The following is a 23,369-nucleotide window of genomic DNA, read 5'->3' on the forward strand; positions in this document are numbered from 1 at the left end:
ATATTGAATTCTTTTCCGACCTCCATCATTTTTTCCCACATAAAAAGACCATGATCAGAAGCAACATTTATTTCATAAGCTAATTCACCCGAGAAAGAAATTCTAAAAATCTTTGCATTAACTCCGAATAAATCTCCTTCTGTGTAACCCATAAAAGGTAAAGCTTCATTACTTACATCTAGATCTGGAAATAATTTTGATAATACATCTCTTGACTTTGGTCCAGCTAATGCTGCCCCAGCCCATTGTTCAGTTGTTGAAATTACATTTACATTCAATTCTGGCCAAACAACTTGTAAGTAATATTCTAAGTGAGATAAGACATTAGCTGCTTGAGCAGTTGTCGTTGTCATATGATAGTGGTTTTCTGAAATTCTTGTTGTTGTTCCATCATCCATTACAATTCCGTCTTCTCTTAACATTACCCCATATCTAGCTTTACCAATTGGTAATTTTAACCATGCATTAGTGTAAACTCTGTTTAAAAATTCTGCAGCATCTGGTCCTTTAATGTCTATTTTTCCAAGTGTTGTTACATCGCAAATACCAACATGATCTCTAACATTTTTCGCTTCTCTTTTAGATGCTTCAAATAAAGTTTCGTTTCCTTGATTATAATACCTAGGTCTTTTCCAAGCTCCTGCATCAACAAACACAGCGTTGTTTTCTTCGTGCCATGAGTGCATTGGAGTTTTTCTTGTTGGCATGTATTCCATATCAACTTCTCTTCCAACAATTGTACCAATAGTAATGGGAGTAAATGGTGGTCTAAAAGTTGTATGTCCAACCTGTGGAACAATTTTTTTCTCAACATTTGCAACTAATTGAAGACCATTTAAATTACTTGTTCGACCTTGATCTGTTGCCATTCCTAATGTTGTATATCTTTTAACATGTTCAATTGATCTGTAACCTTCTCTTAAAGCCACTTCAATATCAGACACTGCAACATCGTTTTGAAAATCTACAAATCTTTTATAATTTTTTCCTTCTGGTAAAGGTGAACACCAAAATTTATCATGAACATTTTTTTTAGGTTCATTTGAGTTTGGGGTAGGAATTGACACATCATTATTTGTTAAATTTTTTGAGACTTCAAATCCAGTTTTAAATCCTTCATCTAAAGTTTTCTGTAAAGCGAAAGTACCTTTTGATGCACCAATAGATGTTTCGTTTTGTTTTGATTTATCTGGGACAAAAGCATCTATCTGATCATTAAATTTAAGTTTGTTTCCTGATTGTGAAGCTAAGTGCACTGTTGGTGTCCAAAAACCAGAAACACAAATACAATCACATTCAATTATTTCAGACGACTCAAATCCAGTTTTATCTTTATTGAGTTTACCAATTTGAGCTGATTTTACTTTCTTATATCCATTAGCAGCTATTACTGCGTGAGAAAATTTAATGTTTATGTTTTGATTTTTTGCTGCATCTATTAATTCAGATGATTGCTCTTCTCTTGTATCTAAAATAATTGACTCAACACCTTGTTTTTTAAATTCCAAAGCAGTTTCATAAGCACTATCATTATTAGTAAATATTAAAGGTTTCTTTCCAACTAAAACACCGTAAACTTTTATGTATTCCTTAGCTGCTGCAGATAAAAACACTCCTGGTGTATCATTGTTTCCAAAAACTATAGGTCTTTCAATCGAACCTGTTGATAACAAAACTTCTTTTGCTCTTATGTACCATAGTCTTTGTCTTGGGGTATATTTAGGTTTTTCTTTTAAATGATCACCTGTTCTTTCAAACATCACCATCATATTGTGATCATAGTATCCAAAAACTTGAGATCTATTTTTCACAATCACATTTGGCATTTCTTTTAACTCAGTGATAATTTTATCAGTCCATGCCTTTCCAGATAAATTATCAATTGTAACATCATCTGTTAAAAGTGATCCACCAAATCTTGGTTTGTCTTCTGCTAAAATTACTTTTGCACCATTTTTTGCTGCAGCATATGCACTTGATAATCCAGCTGGACCTGATCCTGTAACTAACAAATCACAATATTCATATTTATGTTCGTTTCTTTCTTTATCTTTTTCTATTGATGCAACACCTAGACCTGCTGCTTTTCTTATAAAAGGTTCATATATTTTGTACCAAAAGCTTTTTGGCCACATAAATGTTTTGTAATAAAATCCAGCTGGAAAAAATTTATTTAAAAAGTTATTTATTGCTCCTACATCAAATTCGACTGATGGCCAGCAGTTTTGACTTGAAGCTTCTATACCATCTACTAGTTCAATTTCTGTTGCATTAACATTTGGTTCTGAATGACCATTCAATTGAATTTGTAATTTCGCATTCGGTTCATCAACACCGGCACCAAAAAAACCTCTTGGTCTATGATATTTAAAACTTCTTCCAACTAAATGAACACCATTTGCTAATAATGCTGAAGCTAAAGTATCCCCTTCGTAACCAACATATTCTTTTCCATTAAAAGAAAAAGTTATTTCTTTATTTCTATTAATTAAACCTTCATTAGTTAAACGGTGTGATTGACTCATTTTATTTCTTCATTCATTTTTGCAGTTTGAAAAATTTCATGGGTAACTGTATCTCTATGAACTTTAAACCATTGTCTACATCCTGCTATATGATGCCATAGCTCAATATGTTTGCCTCTTGGACTTTTTCTCAAATAAACAAACTCATTCCACTTCTCATCTGATACGTCTTGATTTAACTCAGGTCTTTTTATGGTTCCATCTCCACCGTAAGCAAATTCTTTATGGCCTCTCATTCCGCAATATGGACATTTAATATTTAACATTTATGAAATCCAAGTTTTTGTTCCAAGACCTTTTTCGTCTAACAAATAACCTTTATCAAATCTACTTAGACTTAATTCAGAATTTAATTCGTGTATTCTATCTTGAGCGATTGTGTGTGCAAACGTCCAACCAGACGCTGGAACAGATTTGAAACCACCATAGCACCAACCACAATTTAAATACAAACCATCTATATGAGTTTTGTCAATAATTGGAGAACCATCCATAGACATATCCATGATACCACCCCATGTTCTAAGCATTTTAAGTCTACTTAAAAAAGGAAACAGGGCTATACCTCCAGTTAAAACATGTTGGATTGTTGGTAAATTTCCTTTTTGAGCATAACTATTGTAACCATCTAAATCACCACCCATTACCATTTCACCTTTGTCTGATTGACTTATATAAAAGTGGCCTGCACCAAAAGTTACTACTCCGTCTAAAATAGGTTTGACTGGCTCTGATACGCATGCTTGTAATAAATGTGTTTCAATAGGTAACGTCATATTAAGTTGTTCAGCTAAAACGTTTGAACTTCCTGCAACACATAGACCAATTTTTTTTGTTTTAATATTTCCTCTACTAGTTCTAACACCCTTGATTTTACCATTGGCTACATCAAACCCTGTTACTTCACAATTTTGAATTATATCAACTCCCATTGAGTCAGCTTGTCTTGCATATCCCCAAGCTACCGCATCATGTCTTGCAGTTCCTGCACTTGGTTGCGCAAGACCTCCAAAAATTGGATATCTAACATCGTCTGAAAAATCAGCCATAGGTATCATTTTTTTTATTTGCTCTCTATTTAGTAATTCAGCATCAATTCCGTTCAATTTCATTGAATTACCTCTTCTTGCATAAGCATTCATTTGTGCATCAGAGTGGGCTAAATTAACTATTCCTCTTGGAGAAAACATTACGTTAAAATTTAATTCCTGACTCATATTCCTCCATAAATCCATTCCAAATTCATTAAATCTCGCATTAGCATCGTACATAAAATTTGATCTGATAATGGTTGTGTTTCGGCCAATATTTCCTCCACCAATCCAACCTTTCTCAATTATCGCAACTTTTGTAATGTTATGTTCTTTAGCTAGGTAATATGCTGTAGCTAAACCATGACCTCCACCACCGATTATTACTACATCGTATTCTTCTTTTGGTTCAGGATCTTTCCAAGCTAAATCCCAGTTTTGATGATTAGAGAAAGCATTTTTGACTAGACTAAAAATTGAATATTTTTGCATAAGATGATTTTAGCGAAAAATATCTAAACTTTTCTTATTATTTTTTATATATATTTTTTAGAAGTTTAAAACAAAATGAAATTGAATAAAACGTCGTGATTATTTTATGCCAAAGTCAGATATAGAAATAGCAAGAGAAGCAAAAATGCAACCTATCAAGGAGATCCTTGATAAAATTAATGTACCTGATGAGCCTGAAGCCTTTAGCCCAATGGGCAGACATATTGCAAAAATAAATCTTGAGTATCTTGATAAATTAAAAAGCAATAAAGACGGAAAATTAATTCTAGTTACAGCAATAACTCCTACTCCAGCTGGAGAAGGTAAAACAACCACATCTGTAGGATTAAACGATGGATTAAACAAAATAGGAAAAAAATCTATAGTGTGTTTAAGAGAACCAAGCTTAGGTCCTTCATTTGGAATGAAAGGTGGAGCGGCTGGTGGCGGTTATGCACAAGTTGTTCCGATGGAACAAATTAATTTACATTTTACAGGTGACTTTCACGCAATTACATCAGCTCATAATCTTTTATCTGCTTTAATCGACAATCATATTTATTGGGGTAACAAATTAAATATAGATGTAAGAAGAGTTACTTGGAAAAGAGTAATGGATATGAACGATAGAGCTTTAAGATCCATCAATATTAATCTAGGTGGTGTTGCTAATGGTTTTCCCAGAGAAGATGGTTTTGATATCACAGTTGCTTCGGAAATTATGGCAATCTTCTGCTTAGCAAATGATTTGGAAGATTTAGAAAATAGAATAGGAAATATTACAATTGGTTATACTAGAGAAAAAAAACCAATTTTCGCAAAAGATTTAAACGCTCAAGGTGCAATGACAGTTCTGTTAAAAGATGCAATCAGACCTAACGTTACACAAACATTAGAAAACAACCCTGCAATCATTCATGGTGGGCCATTTGCAAACATTGCTCATGGTTGTAATTCTGTAATCGCAACAAAAGCTGGATTAAAGTTAGCTGATTACGTTGTTACAGAAGCTGGATTTGGAGCTGATTTAGGTGCTGAAAAATTCTTAGATATCAAATGTAGAAAATCAGGATTAAAACCAAGTTGTGTAGTTATTGTTGCAACAGTTAGAGCTCTAAAAATGCACGGTGGTTTATCAAAAGATGAATTGAAAAATGAAAATGTTGATGCACTCAAAAAAGGGTTAGTAAACTTAGAAAGACATGTAGAAAATGTTAAAAAATTTGGTTTACCAGTAGCTGTTGCTGTTAATCATTTTATTGCTGATACAGAAAACGAAGTAAATGCACTTTTAGACTCTTGTAAAAAAATGGGAGTTGAAGCAAAACTATGTACTCACTGGGCAAATGGTGGTGAGGGAACAAAAGAACTTGCTTCACACGTTGTAGAGCTAATTGATAAAAACGAAGCTAACTTTAAATTTCTTTATGAAGATAAAACTCCTTTATTTAAAAAAGTAGAGACAGTTGCAAAAGAAATTTATAGAGCGAGTGAGGTAACAGCTGACACAAAAATTAGGGATCAACTTAAATCATTCGAAGAACAAGGATATGGTAATCTTCCAATATGTGTTGCGAAGACACAATATAGTTTCTCTACTGATCCAAACTTAAAAGGTGCTCCCTCTGGACATGTTTTGCCAATTAGAGAAGTAAGGTTATCTTCTGGAGCAGAATTTATTGTTGTAATTTGTGGTGCTATCATGACTATGCCTGGTCTACCAAGAGTCCCAGCAGCTGATGCAATCAAATTAAATGACAAAGGTCAAATTGAAGGTTTATTTTAACCTCAATTAATAAAATTTAACCAGTTTCTTAATTCAATCATTGTTTTGTCTCTGTTTGAAACTGATATTTCGTTTTTGATAAAATTAATATGATTATCTATTTCATCTAAAGAATTAAATACTTTTCGTGTCTCAACAAGTTTATCTTTTCTAAATTCAATTAAACTTATCATTTTTTCATAAGTAATTTCAGGATGATATTGTAAACCCCAAATTTTTGTATCGTTAATCTCAAAGTATAAACTTTGAACATTATTTATTTTATTTGATGCTAAACATATTCCATTTTCAGGTATTTTTACTACTTCATCAAAATTAAATGCTGGAGTATTAAAAATTTTATCTTTACCTTTGTATAAAGGATGTGCCAAACCTTTTTCATTAATTGTTACTTTGTTTGCTATCCCAATGTTTGAGTCGTTTGCTTTTTTAACCTGACCTCCAGCAGCAGTAACGGCAACTTGCAAGCCCCAACAAATAGCTAAAATTTTTTTAACATTTTTCTGACATTCGCGCATAAATTCGATTTGTCTTCTTATCTCTGGTGTATCGTTATAAATATTTAAACTACTCCCTCCCCATATTAAACCATTATAGGTAGAAAGTTTTTCAATAATAGGTTGGATATTTTCATCTGATGATGGGTTAACAACATCAAACTCTAAATCATTCGTATAATACGCTAAACTATCTTTTAAACTCTGCGTATGAGTTTGAATTCCTACTTTAGAAAAGCTCTCATTTTCCTCTCTAAGATTGCCTTCAACTATAAGAATTTTTTTCATTAATTTATGATTCTTGGTCGCACCTTTGGTTTAATAATTTGTTGATAGTATCACTAAACTTTGTGTAAGATAATTATATAAAAAAGAAAAGGGAGAGAGAAATTATGTCTAAAGTCGCATTAATAGGTGCTGGTCCATGTGGATTGTCATTTTTAAGAGCCATTGAACAGGCTGAAAAAAAAGGTGAAAAAGTTCCTGAAGTTGTTTGTTTTGAAAAACAAGAGGACTGGGGTGGACTATGGAATTACAGTTGGAGAACGGGTTCTGACCAATATGGTGATCCAGTTCCAAATAGTATGTACAGATATTTATGGTCTAATGGTCCTAAAGAATGTTTAGAATTTGCTGACTATTCTTTTGATGAACATTTTGGTCGTCCCATACCATCTTTCCCGCCAAGAGAAGTTCTTTATGACTACATTATTGGAAGGGTCAAAAAAGGTAATTCAAAAAGCAAAATAAAATTTAGCACAAGAGTAGCAAACATTGAAAGTAAAGGTGATAAATTTGAAGTTAGCTATCAAGATAAAGTAAACAATGAAATGTCAAAAGATACTTTTGATTATGTGGTGGTTTCTTCAGGACATTTCTCAGTGCCATTTATTCCAGAGTATGAGGGGATGAGTTCTTTTCCAGGAAGAATAATGCACTCTCATGATTTTAGAGATGCTGAGGAATTTAGAGGAAAAGATGTGATTGTTCTTGGGAGTAGTTATTCCGCTGAAGATGTTGCTTTGCAATGTAATAAATACGGAGCTAAAAGTGTAACTATTGGTTATAGACATAATCCAATGGGTTTCAAATGGCCAAAAGGCATGAAAGAAGTTCATTATTTAGATAGACTAGAAGGTAAAAAAGCTATCTTTAAAGATGGTACAGAGCAAAATGCTGACGCAATAATATTGTGTACAGGTTATCTGCATCATTTTCCTTTTATAGATGAAAGTTTAAAACTAAAAACTCACAATAGATTATACCCACCAAAATTATACAAAGGTGTTGTTTGGCAAGATAATCACAAGATGATTTATCTTGGAATGCAAGATCAATTTCACACATTCAATATGTTTGATTGCCAAGCGTGGTTTGCAAGAGATGTCATCATGGGTAAAATTAAAATGCCTGATGCAAAAGAGATAGATGCAGACATTAATAAATGGGTTGCTATGGAGGAAAAACTAGAAAACCCTGATCAAATGATTGACTTTCAAACAGAATATACAAAAGAGTTGCACGAAATGTCTGACTATCCAAAAATTGATTTTGAATTAATCAGAACACATTTCAAAGAATGGGAACATCATAAAGTAGAAGATATTATGACTTACAGAAATAAGTCTTTCTCTTCACCTGTCACAGGATCTGTAGCGCCAGTTCATCATACGTCATGGGAGAAGGCTATGGATGACTCTATGAAAACTTTTTTAGATAATTAAAGCTTATTACCAATTAATTTTAAGTTTTTGATTATTGCAAATAGCATCAATTATATTGAACATAAGCGGAAATTTTTTTCCGCTTAGTTCATTTCTTAATTCATTTCCTAATTCTAATGCAAGTTCGGCTCCCTCGACTGTAACACCTTTCATCTGATCATTAATAATATCTTTATATAAAAAACCTTGTCCCAAATATTTGCCCATTTTACTATTCCTGCCACCTAAGGCGCTTACATATAAATCTCCTAACCCAGCAAGACCATAAACAGTGTCAGACTTGCCACCATAATGTGAAACAAAGCTAACCATTTCTGAAATTGATCTATGAACCAAGGATGAGGCTGTATTTAAATAATATTTTGATTTAATTTCCTCTGGAGCGTTAGGCGCACTTAAACCTTCAGAAGCACCTATTAACATTGAATAAATATTTTTAATTGCTCCAGACAACTCTACCCCATTTAAATCATCTGAAATTTCTGCTTTGTAATAATCTGTTGAAAAAACTTTTGATAATTCTTCTGCTTCTTCAATTTTAGGATTGGCTATAACAACCCCTGTTCTAATTTTATTTGCAATTCCAACTGCTAAACAAGGTCCTTTTACAGCAGAGATATTAATGTTTTTAAAATTTTTGCGATCCAATAAAATCTTAATTTTTTCTGAAATGGTAATTAATTTATTTTCAAAAATTGATAATCCTTTAGTTAACAAAACAATTTTTTGGTTATCATGAAAATTTTTAGAAATTTGTTCAATAAACCAATCAATTCCTAAAGAGCTTACCCCTACTACAATAATATCAGGTTTATTATTTAAAACTTCATTCATTTCACTAAATTCTTTAATCTTTAATTCTTTGGGAAGCCTAGTTTGTAATATTGGATGAAAATTATCTTTTTTTTTTAATTCCTCAATAAGTTGGTTTTCTAAATGAGTTCCAATTAGTGTGACATCATTTTTATTTTCCAATGATGGAACACAAAAAGCTGATCCCATTGCACCTGCGCCTATAACTAAGATTTTTTTCATAAGTGAATTTTAATATAATTTGAGATTACAATAATTTGTTAATCTATTCCAAGATGTTTTTTTCTTTGATCAACCCATGTTCTAATTAGGTTATCAAAAATTAACCCTATGAATGCCACACAAATACCAAGGGTTAAGCCTTTTCCACCACCTTGTTTGTCAGATAAAGCTTTTAAAATATATTGACCTAAATCTTCTGTTCCAATAAATGCTCCGATAATTACCATAAATAAAGCAAATACAATTGTTTGATTTAAACCTAACATAATGTGAGGGAAAGCTAATGGAAATTCAATTTTTGTTAATCTTTGAAATTTAGTTACACCAGACATTGTTGCTGCATCATGTAAAGCAGGTGAAACACCTCTTAATCCTTCAATTGTATATCTTGTTGCGGGTATCGTTGCATAAACTATAACTGCAATTAAAACCGATGTGTCAGTTATTCCGAATAACATCATTACTGGAATTAAATAAACAAAAGATGGGAATGTTTGAAAAATATCACAAACTCCTAGCATAAAATTTGTGGAATGTTTGTTTTGAACACAAATAGTTCCAACAATTAGACCTATAATCATTGATAAAGCCACACCAAAAGTAGCCATATAAGTGGTGACTAATGCTCTATCCCACCAAGGACTAAAAGCTATAAATAATGTTAAACCACCAACTACCATTGCGGATCTTACTCCACCAATAATATAACCTGCGCCTACAACTAAAACTAAAGTTGCTACTGCTGGCATTCTTAAAAATAGTGCTCTCATAGGCTGTAAAACCTCTGTTATAAGCCAAGTATTAAAAGCTTTTATATAAACAAAAAAAGTTTCAAAAATCCAATCTACACCTTTGTTCCAAAATGCAGCTGTTGAAATTCCTTTATTGTGAGGAATTTCATATAGATAATTAAAAGTATCTTTGAAGATTAATGTCCCTGAATATGCAAGGATTGCTCCGATAATTACAGCTGCTCCAAAGAATAAAGAATTTTTATACTTTTGATAAAAAGTTAAGTTACCAAAATAATCTTCTTGCTTGTTTGCCCATGCTAAAGACATTTTGTCTAAAAGAATTGCAATTAGACTAATACATAAGCCTGCTTCTAAAGCTAAACCAATATTCAATTGGTTAAGTGCTAAAAGTAAATTCCATCCTAAACCTTTTGCTCCAATAAAAGCAGCAATTACTGCCATTGAAAAACAAACCATTATTACTTGGTTAACACCAATTAAAATATCTCGTCTCGCTGTTGGGATTAAAACTTTCGTCATTAATTGAAAATTAGTACAGCCACTCATCTTACCTGCTTCGATAACTTCTGGCGGTACTGCTCTTAATCCTAATAATGTTAGAAGTATCATTGGTGGTATTGCAACTACCATTGTAATTATAACCGCTGCATGGTCACCAATTCCAAATAATACCATTGCAGGAACTAAGACTGCATACTGAGGCATCGTCTGCATTACTAAAAGAATTGGATAAAGTGCTTTTTCAACTCTTTTACTTTTAAAAGCCATTATTCCTAATGTTATCCCAAAAATAAATGACAAGGGCACTGCAACTAGAATAAAAGATAAAGTTTGCATTGACGGTTTCCACTGACCAAAGATTGATATATAGATCATTGTGAAAGCAGCAAAGATTGCAAGACCTTTCCCACTTAATTTATAGCATAATATTGTTACTCCAGCTGCAACGATAGTCCATGGCAAACCTGGTAACTCAGCCCATGGGTTTGCATCAATCCAATCCCAGCTAGTAAAAGAAACAATTGTTTCGACCCCTCCTAATAATAATTCTCTAAATAATTCAATTAAGAAAGTCATAAATGCAGTAATGTTTCTTGTAATTTGAAGAATTAAAGGTCGAGTTTTATATTCTTGCGTATCTTCATTCCAAAACTCCATTGGCATCCATTCTTCAAGAAGAAAAAATAATCCGTCATTTATCCAAATTGGTAACCAGCCAAGCAGTGGAGGTAATCTCCAAAAGTTATCAAATGCGTAGTACCTTACTTCTTTACCTAAGAAAAAATATACGCTCTGGTTAGGGTCTTTAACAAATTCGGCTTGACCTCTGATAAACTTATAAGTTTCTGGTACTTCAATTGCAAAACAAAGGCCGAAAAATACTAATAATAAAAACAACCACTGAAAAGTTTTTGGATGTTTTTTAAATAGTTCCATAAACTCTAAAGGTTATTTTTTTCCTCCAAAAACTGTATCAATTATTTTTGAGGGTTTAATTGAACCAATTATCTTATTATTTTGGTCTGTTACTCCTACAATATCTTCTTGTGTTAAGATTTTTTCTGCAACATCTTCTATAATTTCATCTTTTGAGACCTTAAGATCACCTAAATTATCGGTGTTTTTCTTATCCATAACATCCTCAATTTTTAAAACTTTTTCTCTTGGAACTTCCTCGGTAAATTTTCTTACATATTCGGTTGCAGGATTTAAAACTATGTTAGCTGGTGTATCTAATTGTTCAATTATACCATCTTTCATAATTGCAATACGATCAGCTAATTTTAATGCTTCATCAAAATCATGAGTAATAAACATAATTGTTTTTTGTAATTTTTCTTGAAGTCTTAAAAACTCGTCCTGCATTTCTTTTCTTATCAGTGGATCTAAAGCTGAAAAAGGTTCATCTAAAAACCATATATCAGGCTCTACCGCTAACGATCTTGCTATCCCAACTCTTTGTTGTTGACCTCCGGAAAGTTCTCTTGGAAAATAATTTTCTCTACCTTCTAAGCCTACCAATTTTACCATATCTAAAGCCTTATTAATGCTATCTTGCGTATTAATACCTTTAATTTGAAGTGGAAAAGCTATGTTCTCAATAACTGTTTTGTGGGGCAATAACGCAAAGCTTTGAAAAACCATTCCCATTTTATTTCTTCTAAGATCAATTAATTCTTTTTCTTTTAAAGACAGTAAATCTTGACCTTCTATAAAAATTTTTCCAGAAGTGGCATCTGTTAATCTTGAAATACATCTTAGTAAAGTAGACTTTCCAGATCCTGAAAGACCCATAACAACCAACATCTCTCCTTTTACTACTTCAAAAGAAGCGTTATTAACTCCTACTATACATCCATTTTCTTGAAAGGTTTTTGCATCAACATTACCATTGGCTTGTTCAAGCATTTGTTTGGCATTATTTCCAAAAATTTTGTAAACACCTTCACATTTGATAACTGACTCAGTCATGATTGTTTAAATAGCTTATACAAAAAATGGTATAAAATAAACTGTATAAACTTTCACTACTCCTCTCTTAAAAATTTTTAATATAATAAACTCTTGTATCAATTCCTGTGCTTAAAAAACTTAATGCTTCTCCACTTACCGTAATTGTTTCAATTGTTCCATCATCTAAAGGACCCTCAAGAGTAAAACCTGCAAAACATTTGTTATCTTCCCATTTTACAAATGTTTCTTTGATTAAATTTCCATTGTTCGTATATATCTGAAAAGCTTTATGATTTATTAAATTCGCACCCATTACAGCACGTTGTGGAATAAGCTTTGTTATTTTACAGACTGACTCATAAATTTCATCGGTTAATCTATGTTTATCTGTTCCATCAAATGCAACTAAAACTCCTGATGGAAGTTTTGAGATAACTTCATTTAATTTTCTCTCTTGGGCAATTCTTTCCTCTTCCGCTTTCATTTTTGCAATTAGTTCATCACCGCCACCAAAAATATTATTTAAAATTGTAAAAAATAAAATTACTGCAACTGTTACTGTCACGAGACCAATAAATTGTTTTATTTGGTCAGAGAGAATTTTAAATTTTTCAATCATAATTTATTTTTGTAATTCTCCATTTTTCCAAACTCCAACTGTCTCTGTGCCATCAGGTAAAGTAAATTTACCTTCTCCGTTCATAAATCCATTTTCCCAATTACCTTCATATTTTGATCCATCAGGAAACGTTAAAATACCTAGGCCACTCCAAACGCTATTTTTAAATTCACCTTTATAGATATAACCATTCGGCCATGTCTCTGTTCCTTGGCCATGTTTTTTTGTTGCTACCCACTCACCTTCATAAGTAGTCTTATCTGTATAAATCCATTTACCATAACCATTTTCACAATTTCCTTCTTTACAGCCGGTGCTTCTTGCCAAAACCGACGTTGAAATTAATAAAGTAAAAATTAAAGTTAAAAATAAATTTTTCATTTCATTATCTTACATAAAAATAATTAAAAAAAAAATTCCCCCAACTAAGTTGGGAGAGATTTAAAAGTTTATTTTGATTTACCTTTATTTGGTAAATGGCTTCCAAACACTCTCATTATCAGCTAACCATTTTTTAGCAGCATCTTCATGTGAAAGTTTGTCGATATCAACTAACGATGCCATTGCACCAATGTGACTTGTTGAGAAAGACATTTTCTTAAATGCTGCAGCTGCTGCTGGATGAGTTTTTGGGAAATCTGCGTTAACAGCTTTCTTCAAGTAACCATCAGGAGAACCACATTTTCCATCACCACCATCTTCTGGTCTGCAACCAGCTGTGTATGGAGGGAAGTCGATAAATGTAAAACCAGCACCATCAGTAAAGTTTGGTGTCCAGTTAAAGATTATAGTTCCTCTACCTTCTTTTTCTGCTGCTGCTAATTCTGCCCATAATGCATCTGCACCACCAGCAAATTTAACAGTCCATAAATCACCTAATCCAAGAGCTTCAACTCTTTGAGGGATTAAGTCACCGTGCCAAGATTGTGGACCTTCTAACATTCTGCCTTTACCACCAGAGTCAGGTGTTACAAAGTTTTTTGCACAGTCAGGATTTTTTAAAGCAGTCCAGTCTGGAAGACCTGGGCATAGACCTTTCTCTGCAACCCAGTTTGGATAACCCATATCTTCAAGAGTTCTTGCTTCATGATCACCCCAGTCAAGGATACCACCTTTGTCTAAAGCTGTTGTGAATGATTTACCAAAAGCTGACTCCCATACCTCATGTGAGATTGTTACATCGCCAATTCTAATTGACTCGTAAACAGCTTGAGAATCTGCTGGTACATATTTTACGTTGTTTCCCATAGACTCAAAAATACCACCGATCACATAAGCCATTACTACTTGTGAAGACCAGTTGTGAGTTGGGATAACTATAGGTTTTTTACTATCTGCTGCGTTAGAAACCCCAGTAAAACTTACTAGAGAAATAACTAATGCCGATAGAATAGACATTAACTTTTTCATTTTTTTCCCTTTCCTTATTCCTTAATAAATTAATTTAACTATAAATTTATTAGGGGCTCAACATTAATAATTTTTTATATATATAAAAAATATAGATAAGTTATTATATTTATTAAAATATAAGCTTTTTATGAAAACCACTCTAGATATTAAAGAACCAGGTCTAAATGTCCTGCAACCTGGAGTTGAAAGACATGTTGTAAACGGAGGTGGTTTAACTGCTTTTCAATTATTTCCTGATGACGAAATAGAAATTATTAATGATGAAGGAAATCAAATTTGTGAAATAATTTGTTTTAATAAAGACGGTAAGTCAGAAGTAGGTATTCTTAATCTTAAAGAAAATTCAGATAAAAATTTCATAAGAGATATTTTAAATGGAAAAGATGAAACTATTCTTGCAACAAATTATCAATTAAAAAAAAGAAATCTAAACATCACTCAATCAAAATCATCTATGGTTTTTGATAAAGATACTCCACCAGGTGAAAAAATTAAATTAAAGTCAAAAGATAAATGTTATGCAATTTTCTCTGCTCCAAGTGAACATATGTTGGTTACAAACCAAAATCCTCCAAGTGAATTAACTATTTTTATCAAAAGAGCAAAAATTATAAATGATAAAGAACTGAATATAATTCCAGATCCAATTTTTGAACCTTTGTATGAACAAAATATAGATAAAGAAACTTCAATTGCTTATGAGGTTAAAGAAGGTGATTATATTCAGGTAATTAGTCCAACGGGAAGACAATGTTCTGACTTTGTAGCTTTTGATACAAGAAAATTAAATAAAGGAATTGAAAAAGGTTTAGATTGGCAAACAACAAGAACCTTTATGGGAAACACATTTCCAGGCCCAGGATTATTTTCGAAATTTTATGATACAGATCATGAACCATTAGTAGAGGTTATAAGAGATACTGTTGGAAAACATGATACTTTCAACTTAGCATGTACTTCAAAATATTATGAAGATGCAGGTTACTTTGGACATCCTAATTGTTCAGATAATTTAACAGAGTCCATGTCAAAATATGGTGTTCAAAAACAAAAAGGATGGCATGCAATAAATTTATTTTTTAATACATCGGCTGCTGGATTAAATTCTGTTGTATCAGATGAGTCTTATTCAAGGCCTGGTGATTATGTGATGTTTAGAGCCTTAAAAGATTTAACAATTGGTACTACGGCATGTCCAAGTGATATCGATGCATGTAATTCATGGAATCCTACAGATATTTTTGTTAGAACTTACGATAAAAAAAAAGAATTTAGTAAATCTTTTGCATTTAGAATGAAAACAGACTCTGAAAAAAAACTTACAAAAAATTCTGGCTTCTATGAAAGAACATCAAAACTAACAAGAAACTTTGTTGATGCTAGAGGTTTTTGGTTACCTAATGATTATACAAAACATGGTCTAGTTAACGAATATAATGCTTGTAGAGAAAAAGCTGTGTTAATTGATTTATCATCTTTAAGAAAATTTGAAATCATAGGACCTGATGCCGAAGAATTATGCAACTACACACTAACTAGAAATATTAAAAAATTATCTGTTGGACAAATTGTTTATTCTGCAATGTGCTACGAAAATGGAATGATGTTTGATGATGGAACATTATTAAGATTAAGTGAAACTGGTTTTAGATGGATTTGTGGAGATGAGTATGCAGGTGAATGGTTAAAAGAAGTGGCCAAAAAGAAAAACTACAAAGTTATAATTAAAAATTCTACAGATCAGATTAGTAATGTTTCTGTGCAAGGACCAATGAGTAGAGAAATTTTAAAAAAAATAATTTTTACTCCACCTACTCAACCATCTATAGATGAGCTTGGTTGGTTTAGATTTACAATATGTAGAATTGAAGAATTACAAGGAATTCCTTTAATAGTTTCAAGAACTGGTTACACAGGTGAACTAGGTTATGAAGTATGGTGTCATCCAAAACATGCTCCTGAAGTTTGGGATAAACTGATGGAGGCTGGAAAAGAACATGGAATTATTCCTGCAGGCTTTGCTGCTTTAGATAAACTTAGAATTGAAGCAGGATTAATTTTATTTGGTGCTGAATTTGATGGTCAACAAGATCCATTTGAAGCCGGTATAGGATTTGCTGTTCCATTAAAAACAAAAGAAGATGATTTTATTGGAAAAGAGGAATTAAAGAAAAGAAAAGAAAACCCTCAAAAAAAACTTGTTGGTTTAGAATTAATTGGAAAAGAACCTGCTGGACATGGTGATTGTGTTCACATTGGCAGATCACAAGTGGGAATTGTTACTAGCGGATGTCTATCAACCATTTTAAATAAAAATGTAGCTTTGTGTAGAATCGATGCCCAGTACTCAGAAATTGGAACTGAAGTAGAAATAGGAAAAATTGATGGTCATCAAAAAAGAATTTCAGCTAAAGTGGTTAGGTTTCCTTTTTATGATCCAGACAAAACAAGAGTAAGAGCGTAAAATAAATGCCAAAGACATCAAAAGATCTTCTGGAGTTTTGGGAAGAACAAATGAAACTTTCACATACATCTAGCAATTATTTTTTCAGAAAATCACCTTCTCATTATCATATGATGTTAATTGTAATGCATTCATATAAGAAGAGAGAGAATCTCTCAGTTGAAGAACTTAAAACAAGACTTTTTAAAACTTCTAGGCCTAAATCGGCTCTGATGATTAAAGAAGCTTGTGAGAAGAATTTCTTTAATTTAGAAAAAAAAGGGAAAGATCATCGAAAGAAATATGTGATACCTACCCAAGGATTTATTGAGGAATTCAATAGTTATTTAACAACTCTAAAGAGTCTTAGCTTTTAATAAAAACAACAATTATTAGTTGCAGATCCAAAACTTCTAAAAATTATATATAAAAAATAATATATTCTTTTGTTTTACAAAAAAATAAGGTTTAAATTATGTCTATACCTTCAAAAGCAAAAGTTGTTATCATTGGTGGTGGTATTCATGGTTTGAGTACTGCTTGGAAATTATCAGAAACTTATAAAAACCCTGGCGATATAGTTGTTCTAGAAAAAAAAGATACAGCCGCAGGTGCTAGCGGAATTGCATGTGGAGTTGTTAGAAATAACTATTTCCAACCTGCAATGAGAGAATTAATGGCTCACTCAGTAGAAGTTTGGGAGAGTGACCCTAAAGCATTTAAATACAATGCTGTTGGTTATTTACAAATATCACCAGAAGTAATGCATGCGGATGTTGCAACAATTTATGAACAACAAAAAGCTATTGGATATGAATCTGAATTTATTGAAGGTGAAAAAGATTGCATGAAATATATGAAAGGCATGTTCGATGATTGGCAAGCACAAGGAATTACATCTGTGCTTCATGAGAAAAAAGGTGGATACGCATTTAACAAAGACTCAATTAAAGCTTTAGAAAACAAATCAACTTCTAACGGCGTACAAGTTATTAAAGGTGTTACAGTTAATGGTTTCAAAAGAGGTAGTAATAGTAAAGCTGTTACAGGGGTAGAAACTGATAAAGGAGTTATTGATTGTGAGCAAGTAGTTATTGGTGCTGGCCCATGGGCAAGAGATTTTTGGAATATGCTAGAGCTTCCAAAAACAGCAAACATTAAAGGTAAAGATGGTAAAATGCACACAACAGATATGTGGACATATTGGATGTTACAAGAAGGTGTTATAGGTGTGGAGCCAGATTTTTTAAAGATGAATAATGGTGAACAGCCTCCGGTAATACACGTAGATTCTACTGCACCTTTATATTCAGATAAAACAAAAAAATTAATAACAGATAAAATTTGGGGAATTTATTATAAACCAGATATTGAAGGTCTAGGAGTTCAAGGTGGAACTTCTCCATACATAGTTGATAAACATTTTGATCAAGTGAATGTAGATCCTTATGGAATAGAGTCTCCAGAATACCAAACTACTGAAGCATTTAATGATATGTGGTGCTCTGCATTAGCTCATTGCCAAAAAAGATTTGAAGGTAAGTCTGATCTATACAGAAAAGGACCTTCAGGAGGACTAGGATGTATGACGCCAGACTCTTTTCCAATTTTTGATAGATTTTTAGAAAATGTATATTTAATTGCTGATGCTAACCACGGATATAAAATGTTAGGAGTTGGTGAGCTAGTTGCAAAAGAAATTTTAGGACAAGAAAGTGAATTGTTAAAACCGTTTAGATTCAACCGGTACGAGAAGGGTGAACTTCATCCTACTTCTAACAGTCCGTTCCCTTGGAGCTAATTATCCAAGTAGACAGACTTTTTAATTTCAGCTAACTTTTTGTTCTGAAAATTAAAGAGGGGAAAAAATGACTGATCTAGAAAAACATGTAAATCAACCAGGTAGAGATAAGCTTGTAAAAAAAGTTAGAGAAAAAATTAACGAATTAGGAATAACATATATTTATTTCCAATTTATTTCAGTAACAGGAAGAATTGTAGGTAAAGGTATACCAGCAGACCACTGGGAAAGAACTGCAGAAAAAGGTTTCCAACTTGTTTATGGTGCAACAGCAAACTTATTTTTAGATCGTCACAACAACTACATTGGATATGGTCCAGAAGCCAAAGAGTTAGTTGGTATCCCTGATCCAGAAACTTTTGTTCAATTACCTTGGGATAAAAAAGTAGCGAGAGTTTATTGTACGTGTTTTAGAAATAGAGAAGAAAGAGAAAATCCAGGCGGACATTTAACTTCTGACTGTAGAGGAAATTTAAGAATTATAGCTGAAGAATTCAAAAAGAAGCATGGCTACCAAATGAGAGTTGGAACAGAACCAGAGATGATGTGGTTAACTAAAAATGAAGATGGAACTCCCACTGGAAAAGGTTTTTCGAAGCCTTTTTGTTATCACATAGATCAATTTGAGTCTTTAAGACCTGTATTCATGAAAGTTATTGAGTATGCAAATGCAATGGGTCTAGATATGATTCAGGGAGATCACGAAGATGCTCCTGGTCAGCTAGAACTTAATTGGATGTATGATGATGTACTAAGAAATGCTGACAGACTTTCTACCTACAGACAAATCTGCGCACAAGTAGCAAGAGAACATGGTTTAATTGCATGTTTTATGACTAAACCATTTATGGGTGTATCAGCAAGTGGTTGTCATACAAATATGTCTTTATGGAAAGGTGGAAAAGATAAAGTAAATAAACTTGGTCATAAAAGTTTACCAGGTGTTGATGAAGTATTTACTTATGTTGAGGGTGGAGAAAATACATTTATGCCTGATACAAAAGATATGCAACTTCCAGGAAAAATTGGATTGCAATCTATTGGAGGCGTAATGAAACACTTGCCAGCTCTTACTGCTATTGGCTCATCAACTGTTAACTCTTATAGAAGATTGTGGGACCAAGGTTTTTGGGCACCAGTTTATGCAGATTGGGGCTATCAAAATAGAACTTGTGGTCTAAGAGTTTCTGCTCCAGGTAGATTTGAATACAGATCTGTAGACTCAATGCATAATCCATATTTAATGGGTGCAGCTTTGTTAAAAGCTTTTGATGATGGAATATCAAATAACATAGACCCGGGTAAACCAGAGTCTAGAAATATATATGAAGCCCAAAAAGCAGGTAAGGATGTGAAAAAACTTCCTTTAAGTCTTGGTGAGGCTTTAGATAGATTATCAGAAGACAAAGTAATTCAATCAGCAATGCCAGATGAAATGTATAAGATATTTCATTGGTATAAAAACGATGAGTGGGAAAGATTCCTTGGGGCAACAACTCAGTGGGATCTAGATACTTACTTGGATTGTCTACCATAATAGAATTAAAGGAAAATAAATTAACAATTTAACATAAGGAAAAAGATATGTGTGGAATAGCTGGACTTATTCATAGAAATAAATCTTCTAATGTTGGAAGCGAACTTCAAGGAATGCTTCAGGCTTTAAAACATAGAGGAGAAGATTCTACTGGTTATGCATTATACGGGGATACTGATGGAAAAAATTTCATCATGAGATTTAAAGTTGGTGAAAATGTTGGTGAAGGAAGTTCATCAATAATGGAAGATGTTTCTGTTTATGATGAAAGAGTAAAAATTGTAAATGCAAAATTGAAGGAATTAGGCGCTAACATTATTAAGGAAGAGAGAATACTTCCCTACTCACTAAGATATGAAATCACTTATGACGCAAAAGACTTAAGAGATTTATCTGAAAAAATTGAGAGTGTTCCAGGAGTAGAAATATTATCTCTAGGTAAATCTTTAGAGGTAATTAAAGATCTGGGAAATGCTAAAGAAGTTTGTGACAGATATAACTTAGGTAACTTAGTTGGTACTCACGCAATTGGTCATGCTAGAATGGCAACTGAGTCTGGTGTAGATATTAAATCTGCTCACCCATTTTGGGGATATCCATTTAGTGACGTTTCAGTTGTTCACAATGGTCAACTTACAAACTATTGGAATAATAGAAGAGTTCTTGAAACTAAAGGAATGAGATTTATGTCAGAATGTGACTCTGAACTTATTGCAGTATATCTTGCTGATAAAATGAGAAATGGAGCTTCACTTGAAGAAGGTATGAAAGACTCTCTTCATGAATTAGATGGAGTATTTACTTACTTTGTTGCGACTAAAAATTCATTAGGAATGGCAAAAGATACAATGGCAGCAAAACCGTTAGTACTATATGAATCAGATGATCTTGTGGCAATGGGATCTGAGGAAATAGCAATTAGATCAGTGCTACCTCAAGAGATTGACACTTATGATCCGTTTAATGGAGAGGTTAAAGTATGGCAAATTTAAAGACTGAAAAATCAAAAGCTCGTTCAATGGGTATGCACACTGAGGTGCTTACTGGAAGAACTCAGCAAAAATTCTTTAACCCTGATGAAGCAGAGAATTTCTTTTATTTTGGAACTTACGACGTCGACTTTAATAAAAGAACAGAACTTGATGTAAAAGACATGACTGCAACTGAAGCTAATAAGGAAATAGATAATCTTATGAGCAAAGGTTTCGGAACTATAGTAATCAAAAATCCTCAAGGAAAACACAGTTTGGGAGTTGGAATTTTAAATAAACTTAATTTAATTTTTGAAGGTAGCTTAGGTTACTTTGGTGTTGGATCATGTGATGGACCAGTTGTAAGAGTAAATGGTCGTGTTGGATGGTCTTGTGCAGAAAATTTGATGGCTGGTAAAGTAGTGATTGAAAAAAATGCTGGCTCTTCATTTGGTGCTGCTATTAGGGGTGGCGATTTAATTTGTAAAGGTAGTGTTGGTTCTAGGACTGGTATCGATATGAAAGGCGGAACTATTATAATTGGTGGTGACGCTGGTGCTTTTACAGGTTTCATGATGCAACGAGGAAGAATAATTATTCTAGGCGATGTTGGAATTAACTTAGGAGACTCTATGTATGATGGAATTATTTATATTGGTGGAAAAATTGAGTCTTTTGGAAGTGATGCTGTAACAGCAGATCTTACATCAGATGATGTTTCTTGGCTAAAAAGAAAATTAAAAGTTGCAGAGATTGGTGAAAACTTTGACGTTAGTAAGATGACTAAAGTTGTGGCTGGTAAGAAACTTTGGAACTACGATAATTTAGAACCTACCTAGAAAAAAGGAGCAATTTAATGGTTAAAAAGAAAACAAAAGCAAAAAAGAAAAAATCAAATGGACAAGCTGGAGTTGGTGGAAAAGCTGATGTTCATTTAAATAAAAGTGGAGGAAGAAATAAAAGTTTACTTGGTTTAAATGCTATTTTTACTCCAGATGTAATTGACGATATTCATATCAAAGCTGAATTAGGAAGATACAGAATGCGAGGAATGGCATTGATGAAAAAAATTCCTGATTTTGATGATTTAACTTTCTTACCTGGAACACTTACAAGATTTGTAATTGAAGGTTACAGAGAAAAATGTGAAACAAAAACTGTAATTGGTCCAAGATGTGAAAATCCAGTAGAGCTTGATATTCCTGTTTATATCACTGGAATGAGTTTTGGTGCTTTATCTTATGAAGCCAAAACAGCTTTAGCAAGAGGAGCTACAATGGCTGGAAGTGCTACGTGTTCAGGAGAAGGTGGAATGATACCTGATGAAAGAAGATATTCTGAAAAATGGTACTACCAATGTATCCAATCAAGATATGGTTTTAACCCACATCACGCACAGTTAGCAGATGGTATTGAAGTGTTTATTGGTCAAGGTCAAAAAGTTGGAATGGGTGGTCACCTAATGGGTCAAAAAGTTACTGATCAAGTAGCTGAAATGAGATCTTTACCTGCTGGTATTGATCAAAGATCACCAGCAAGACATCCTGACTGGTTAGGTCCAGATGACTTAGCTTTAAAGGTTCAGGAGTTAAGAGAATTGACTAAAAATAAAGTGCCGATTCAATTAAAACTTGGTGCTGCAAAAGTATATGATGATGTACGTATGGCAGCTAAATGTGATCCTGACTCTATCTATATTGATGGTATGGAAGGTTCAACTGGTGCAGGTCCACACATTGCAGCAGCTAACACTGGTATTCCAGGAATAGCGGCAATCAGAGAAGCAAGAAGAGCAATCGATGATGTAGGTAAAAATGGAAAAGTATCACTAATATATGCGGGTGGTGTAAGAGATGGTGCTGACCTTGCTAAATGTCTTGCATTAGGCGCGGATGCAGTTGCAATTGGAACTGGGGCGATGATAGCTCTTAACTGCAATAAGGAAATCCCGGAGTCTAATTTTGAGAAAGAAATGGGAGTTAAAGCAGGTGAATGTTACCACTGCCATACTGGAAGATGTCCAGTTGGAGTTGCTACTCAAGATCCTAAATTAAGATCAAGATTAAACCCAGATGATGCTGCTTTAAGAGTGTATAACTATTTACACACAATGACTTTAGAGGCTCAATTATTAGCTAGAGCTTGTGGTAAAACAAATATCCATTCTTTAGAGCCAGAAGATTTAGCGGCATTAACATCTGAAGCTTCAGCATTAGCTAAAGTTCCACTTGCTGGAACTAACTACACAGTTGGTGTTGACAACTTCCATAAAATATAAGGATTAAT

19 protein-coding genes are annotated in these 23,369 nt (G+C 33.0%); 9 read left to right on the plus strand and 10 right to left on the minus strand.

Annotated features, from left to right (window positions below):
* The 3 genes from ACTT90_RS05045 to ACTT90_RS05055 form a co-directional block, all read right to left on the minus strand.
* Positions 1-2,525 (minus strand): 2Fe-2S iron-sulfur cluster-binding protein (locus ACTT90_RS05045; RefSeq protein ID WP_440937732.1); only part of this gene is annotated, 2,525 nt, incomplete at its 3' end.
* The gene (locus ACTT90_RS05050) at positions 2,522-2,791 is read right to left on the minus strand and encodes a sarcosine oxidase subunit delta (protein ID WP_440936945.1); all 270 of its coding nucleotides are present in this window, start codon (positions 2,789-2,791) and stop codon (positions 2,522-2,524) included. The genes ACTT90_RS05050 and ACTT90_RS05045, both read right to left, overlap by 4 nt.
* Positions 2,792-4,048 carry a sarcosine oxidase subunit beta family protein gene (locus tag ACTT90_RS05055; protein ID WP_440936946.1) on the minus strand — a complete coding sequence of 419 codons (1,257 nt, stop codon included), beginning with the start codon at positions 4,046-4,048 and terminating at the stop codon, positions 2,792-2,794. It lies immediately after the preceding gene.
* Between the two features lie 106 nt (positions 4,049-4,154).
* Between ACTT90_RS05055 and ACTT90_RS05060 the strand changes: the two genes are divergently transcribed.
* Positions 4,155-5,834 (plus strand): formate--tetrahydrofolate ligase, encoded by a 1,680-nt coding sequence (locus tag ACTT90_RS05060; protein ID WP_440936947.1) that lies wholly within the window; start codon positions 4,155-4,157, stop codon positions 5,832-5,834.
* Positions 5,835-5,836: 2 nt separating this feature from the next.
* On the opposite strand, the gene ACTT90_RS05065 is transcribed toward ACTT90_RS05060, so the two are convergent.
* Positions 5,837-6,619 (minus strand): glutamine amidotransferase-related protein, encoded by a 783-nt coding sequence (locus ACTT90_RS05065; protein WP_440936948.1) that lies wholly within the window; start codon positions 6,617-6,619, stop codon positions 5,837-5,839.
* 104 nt (positions 6,620-6,723) lie between these two features.
* Between ACTT90_RS05065 and ACTT90_RS05070 the strand changes: the two genes are divergently transcribed.
* Positions 6,724-8,055 (plus strand): NAD(P)-binding domain-containing protein, encoded by a 1,332-nt coding sequence (locus ACTT90_RS05070; protein WP_440936949.1) that lies wholly within the window; start codon positions 6,724-6,726, stop codon positions 8,053-8,055.
* Positions 8,056-8,061: 6 nt separating this feature from the next.
* Here ACTT90_RS05070 and ACTT90_RS05075 read toward each other — a convergent pair whose 3' ends face one another.
* From ACTT90_RS05075 to ACTT90_RS05100, 6 genes are all read right to left on the minus strand, one after another.
* Positions 8,062-9,090, minus strand: coding sequence for a 2-dehydropantoate 2-reductase N-terminal domain-containing protein (locus ACTT90_RS05075; protein ID WP_440936950.1), 1,029 nt, complete (start codon positions 9,088-9,090; stop codon positions 8,062-8,064).
* Between the two features lie 38 nt (positions 9,091-9,128).
* A complete protein-coding gene (locus ACTT90_RS05080) occupies positions 9,129-11,282 on the minus strand; it encodes an ABC transporter permease (protein WP_440936951.1) in 2,154 nt (717 codons plus the stop codon).
* 12 nt (positions 11,283-11,294) lie between these two features.
* Complete coding sequence (locus ACTT90_RS05085; RefSeq protein ID WP_440936952.1) at positions 11,295-12,317, minus strand: quaternary amine ABC transporter ATP-binding protein; 1,023 nt, start codon at positions 12,315-12,317, stop codon at positions 11,295-11,297.
* A 67-nt stretch (positions 12,318-12,384) separates the two neighbouring features.
* On the minus strand, positions 12,385-12,918 hold the full coding sequence (locus tag ACTT90_RS05090; RefSeq protein ID WP_440936953.1) for a hypothetical protein: 534 nt from the start codon (positions 12,916-12,918) through the stop codon (positions 12,385-12,387).
* 3 nt (positions 12,919-12,921) lie between these two features.
* Positions 12,922-13,299, minus strand: coding sequence for a hypothetical protein (locus tag ACTT90_RS05095; protein WP_440936954.1), 378 nt, complete (start codon positions 13,297-13,299; stop codon positions 12,922-12,924).
* 84 nt (positions 13,300-13,383) lie between these two features.
* Positions 13,384-14,328 (minus strand): ABC transporter substrate-binding protein, encoded by a 945-nt coding sequence (locus ACTT90_RS05100; protein WP_440936955.1) that lies wholly within the window; start codon positions 14,326-14,328, stop codon positions 13,384-13,386.
* 130 nt (positions 14,329-14,458) lie between these two features.
* Between ACTT90_RS05100 and ACTT90_RS05105 the strand changes: the two genes are divergently transcribed.
* From ACTT90_RS05105 to ACTT90_RS05135, 7 genes are all read left to right on the plus strand, one after another.
* The gene (locus ACTT90_RS05105) at positions 14,459-16,795 is read left to right on the plus strand and encodes a DUF1989 domain-containing protein (protein WP_440936956.1); all 2,337 of its coding nucleotides are present in this window, start codon (positions 14,459-14,461) and stop codon (positions 16,793-16,795) included.
* A 5-nt stretch (positions 16,796-16,800) separates the two neighbouring features.
* Complete coding sequence (locus ACTT90_RS05110; RefSeq protein WP_440936957.1) at positions 16,801-17,151, plus strand: hypothetical protein; 351 nt, start codon at positions 16,801-16,803, stop codon at positions 17,149-17,151.
* Positions 17,152-17,249: 98 nt separating this feature from the next.
* The gene (locus tag ACTT90_RS05115) at positions 17,250-18,575 is read left to right on the plus strand and encodes an NAD(P)/FAD-dependent oxidoreductase (protein WP_440936958.1); all 1,326 of its coding nucleotides are present in this window, start codon (positions 17,250-17,252) and stop codon (positions 18,573-18,575) included.
* 67 nt (positions 18,576-18,642) lie between these two features.
* Positions 18,643-20,112, plus strand: coding sequence for a glutamine synthetase family protein (locus ACTT90_RS05120; protein WP_440929929.1), 1,470 nt, complete (start codon positions 18,643-18,645; stop codon positions 20,110-20,112).
* Between the two features lie 47 nt (positions 20,113-20,159).
* On the plus strand, positions 20,160-21,104 hold the full coding sequence (locus ACTT90_RS05125) for a glutamine amidotransferase (protein ID WP_440936959.1): 945 nt from the start codon (positions 20,160-20,162) through the stop codon (positions 21,102-21,104).
* Positions 21,092-21,922: a GXGXG motif-containing protein gene (locus tag ACTT90_RS05130; protein ID WP_440937733.1), complete on the plus strand. Its 831-nt coding sequence runs from the start codon at positions 21,092-21,094 to the stop codon at positions 21,920-21,922. The genes ACTT90_RS05125 and ACTT90_RS05130 overlap by 13 nt, the downstream gene beginning before the upstream one ends.
* Positions 21,923-21,939: 17 nt before the next feature.
* Entirely contained in the window at positions 21,940-23,361 is a 1,422-nt protein-coding gene (locus ACTT90_RS05135; protein WP_440936961.1) for an FMN-binding glutamate synthase family protein, read from the plus strand.
* The last annotated feature ends 8 nt before the right edge of the window (positions 23,362-23,369 follow it).

The organism is Candidatus Pelagibacter sp., from assembly GCF_052049935.1.
Taxonomy (GTDB): domain Bacteria; phylum Pseudomonadota; class Alphaproteobacteria; order Pelagibacterales; family Pelagibacteraceae; genus Pelagibacter.

Excerpts from the sequence above, each read along its gene's own strand:
- ACTT90_RS05095 (WP_440936954.1), bottom strand. The coding sequence starts at position 13,299 with ATGAAAAATTTATTTTTAACTTTAATTTTTACTTTATTAATTTCAACG.
- ACTT90_RS05120 (WP_440929929.1), top strand. The coding sequence starts at position 18,643 with ATGACTGATCTAGAAAAACATGTAAATCAACCAGGTAGAGATAAGCTT.
- ACTT90_RS05115 (WP_440936958.1), top strand. The coding sequence starts at position 17,250 with ATGTCTATACCTTCAAAAGCAAAAGTTGTTATCATTGGTGGTGGTATT.
- ACTT90_RS05085 (WP_440936952.1), bottom strand. The coding sequence starts at position 12,317 with ATGACTGAGTCAGTTATCAAATGTGAAGGTGTTTACAAAATTTTTGGA.
- ACTT90_RS05050 (WP_440936945.1), bottom strand. The coding sequence starts at position 2,791 with ATGTTAAATATTAAATGTCCATATTGCGGAATGAGAGGCCATAAAGAA.
- ACTT90_RS05055 (WP_440936946.1), bottom strand. The coding sequence starts at position 4,048 with ATGCAAAAATATTCAATTTTTAGTCTAGTCAAAAATGCTTTCTCTAAT.
- ACTT90_RS05065 (WP_440936948.1), bottom strand. The coding sequence starts at position 6,619 with ATGAAAAAAATTCTTATAGTTGAAGGCAATCTTAGAGAGGAAAATGAG.
- ACTT90_RS05090 (WP_440936953.1), bottom strand. The coding sequence starts at position 12,918 with ATGATTGAAAAATTTAAAATTCTCTCTGACCAAATAAAACAATTTATT.
- ACTT90_RS05100 (WP_440936955.1), bottom strand. The coding sequence starts at position 14,328 with ATGAAAAAGTTAATGTCTATTCTATCGGCATTAGTTATTTCTCTAGTA.
- ACTT90_RS05130 (WP_440937733.1), top strand. The coding sequence starts at position 21,092 with ATGGCAAATTTAAAGACTGAAAAATCAAAAGCTCGTTCAATGGGTATG.
- ACTT90_RS05110 (WP_440936957.1), top strand. The coding sequence starts at position 16,801 with ATGCCAAAGACATCAAAAGATCTTCTGGAGTTTTGGGAAGAACAAATG.
- ACTT90_RS05135 (WP_440936961.1), top strand. The coding sequence starts at position 21,940 with ATGGTTAAAAAGAAAACAAAAGCAAAAAAGAAAAAATCAAATGGACAA.
- ACTT90_RS05125 (WP_440936959.1), top strand. The coding sequence starts at position 20,160 with ATGTGTGGAATAGCTGGACTTATTCATAGAAATAAATCTTCTAATGTT.
- ACTT90_RS05070 (WP_440936949.1), top strand. The coding sequence starts at position 6,724 with ATGTCTAAAGTCGCATTAATAGGTGCTGGTCCATGTGGATTGTCATTT.
- ACTT90_RS05075 (WP_440936950.1), bottom strand. The coding sequence starts at position 9,090 with ATGAAAAAAATCTTAGTTATAGGCGCAGGTGCAATGGGATCAGCTTTT.
- ACTT90_RS05080 (WP_440936951.1), bottom strand. The coding sequence starts at position 11,282 with ATGGAACTATTTAAAAAACATCCAAAAACTTTTCAGTGGTTGTTTTTA.
- ACTT90_RS05105 (WP_440936956.1), top strand. The coding sequence starts at position 14,459 with ATGAAAACCACTCTAGATATTAAAGAACCAGGTCTAAATGTCCTGCAA.
- ACTT90_RS05060 (WP_440936947.1), top strand. The coding sequence starts at position 4,155 with ATGCCAAAGTCAGATATAGAAATAGCAAGAGAAGCAAAAATGCAACCT.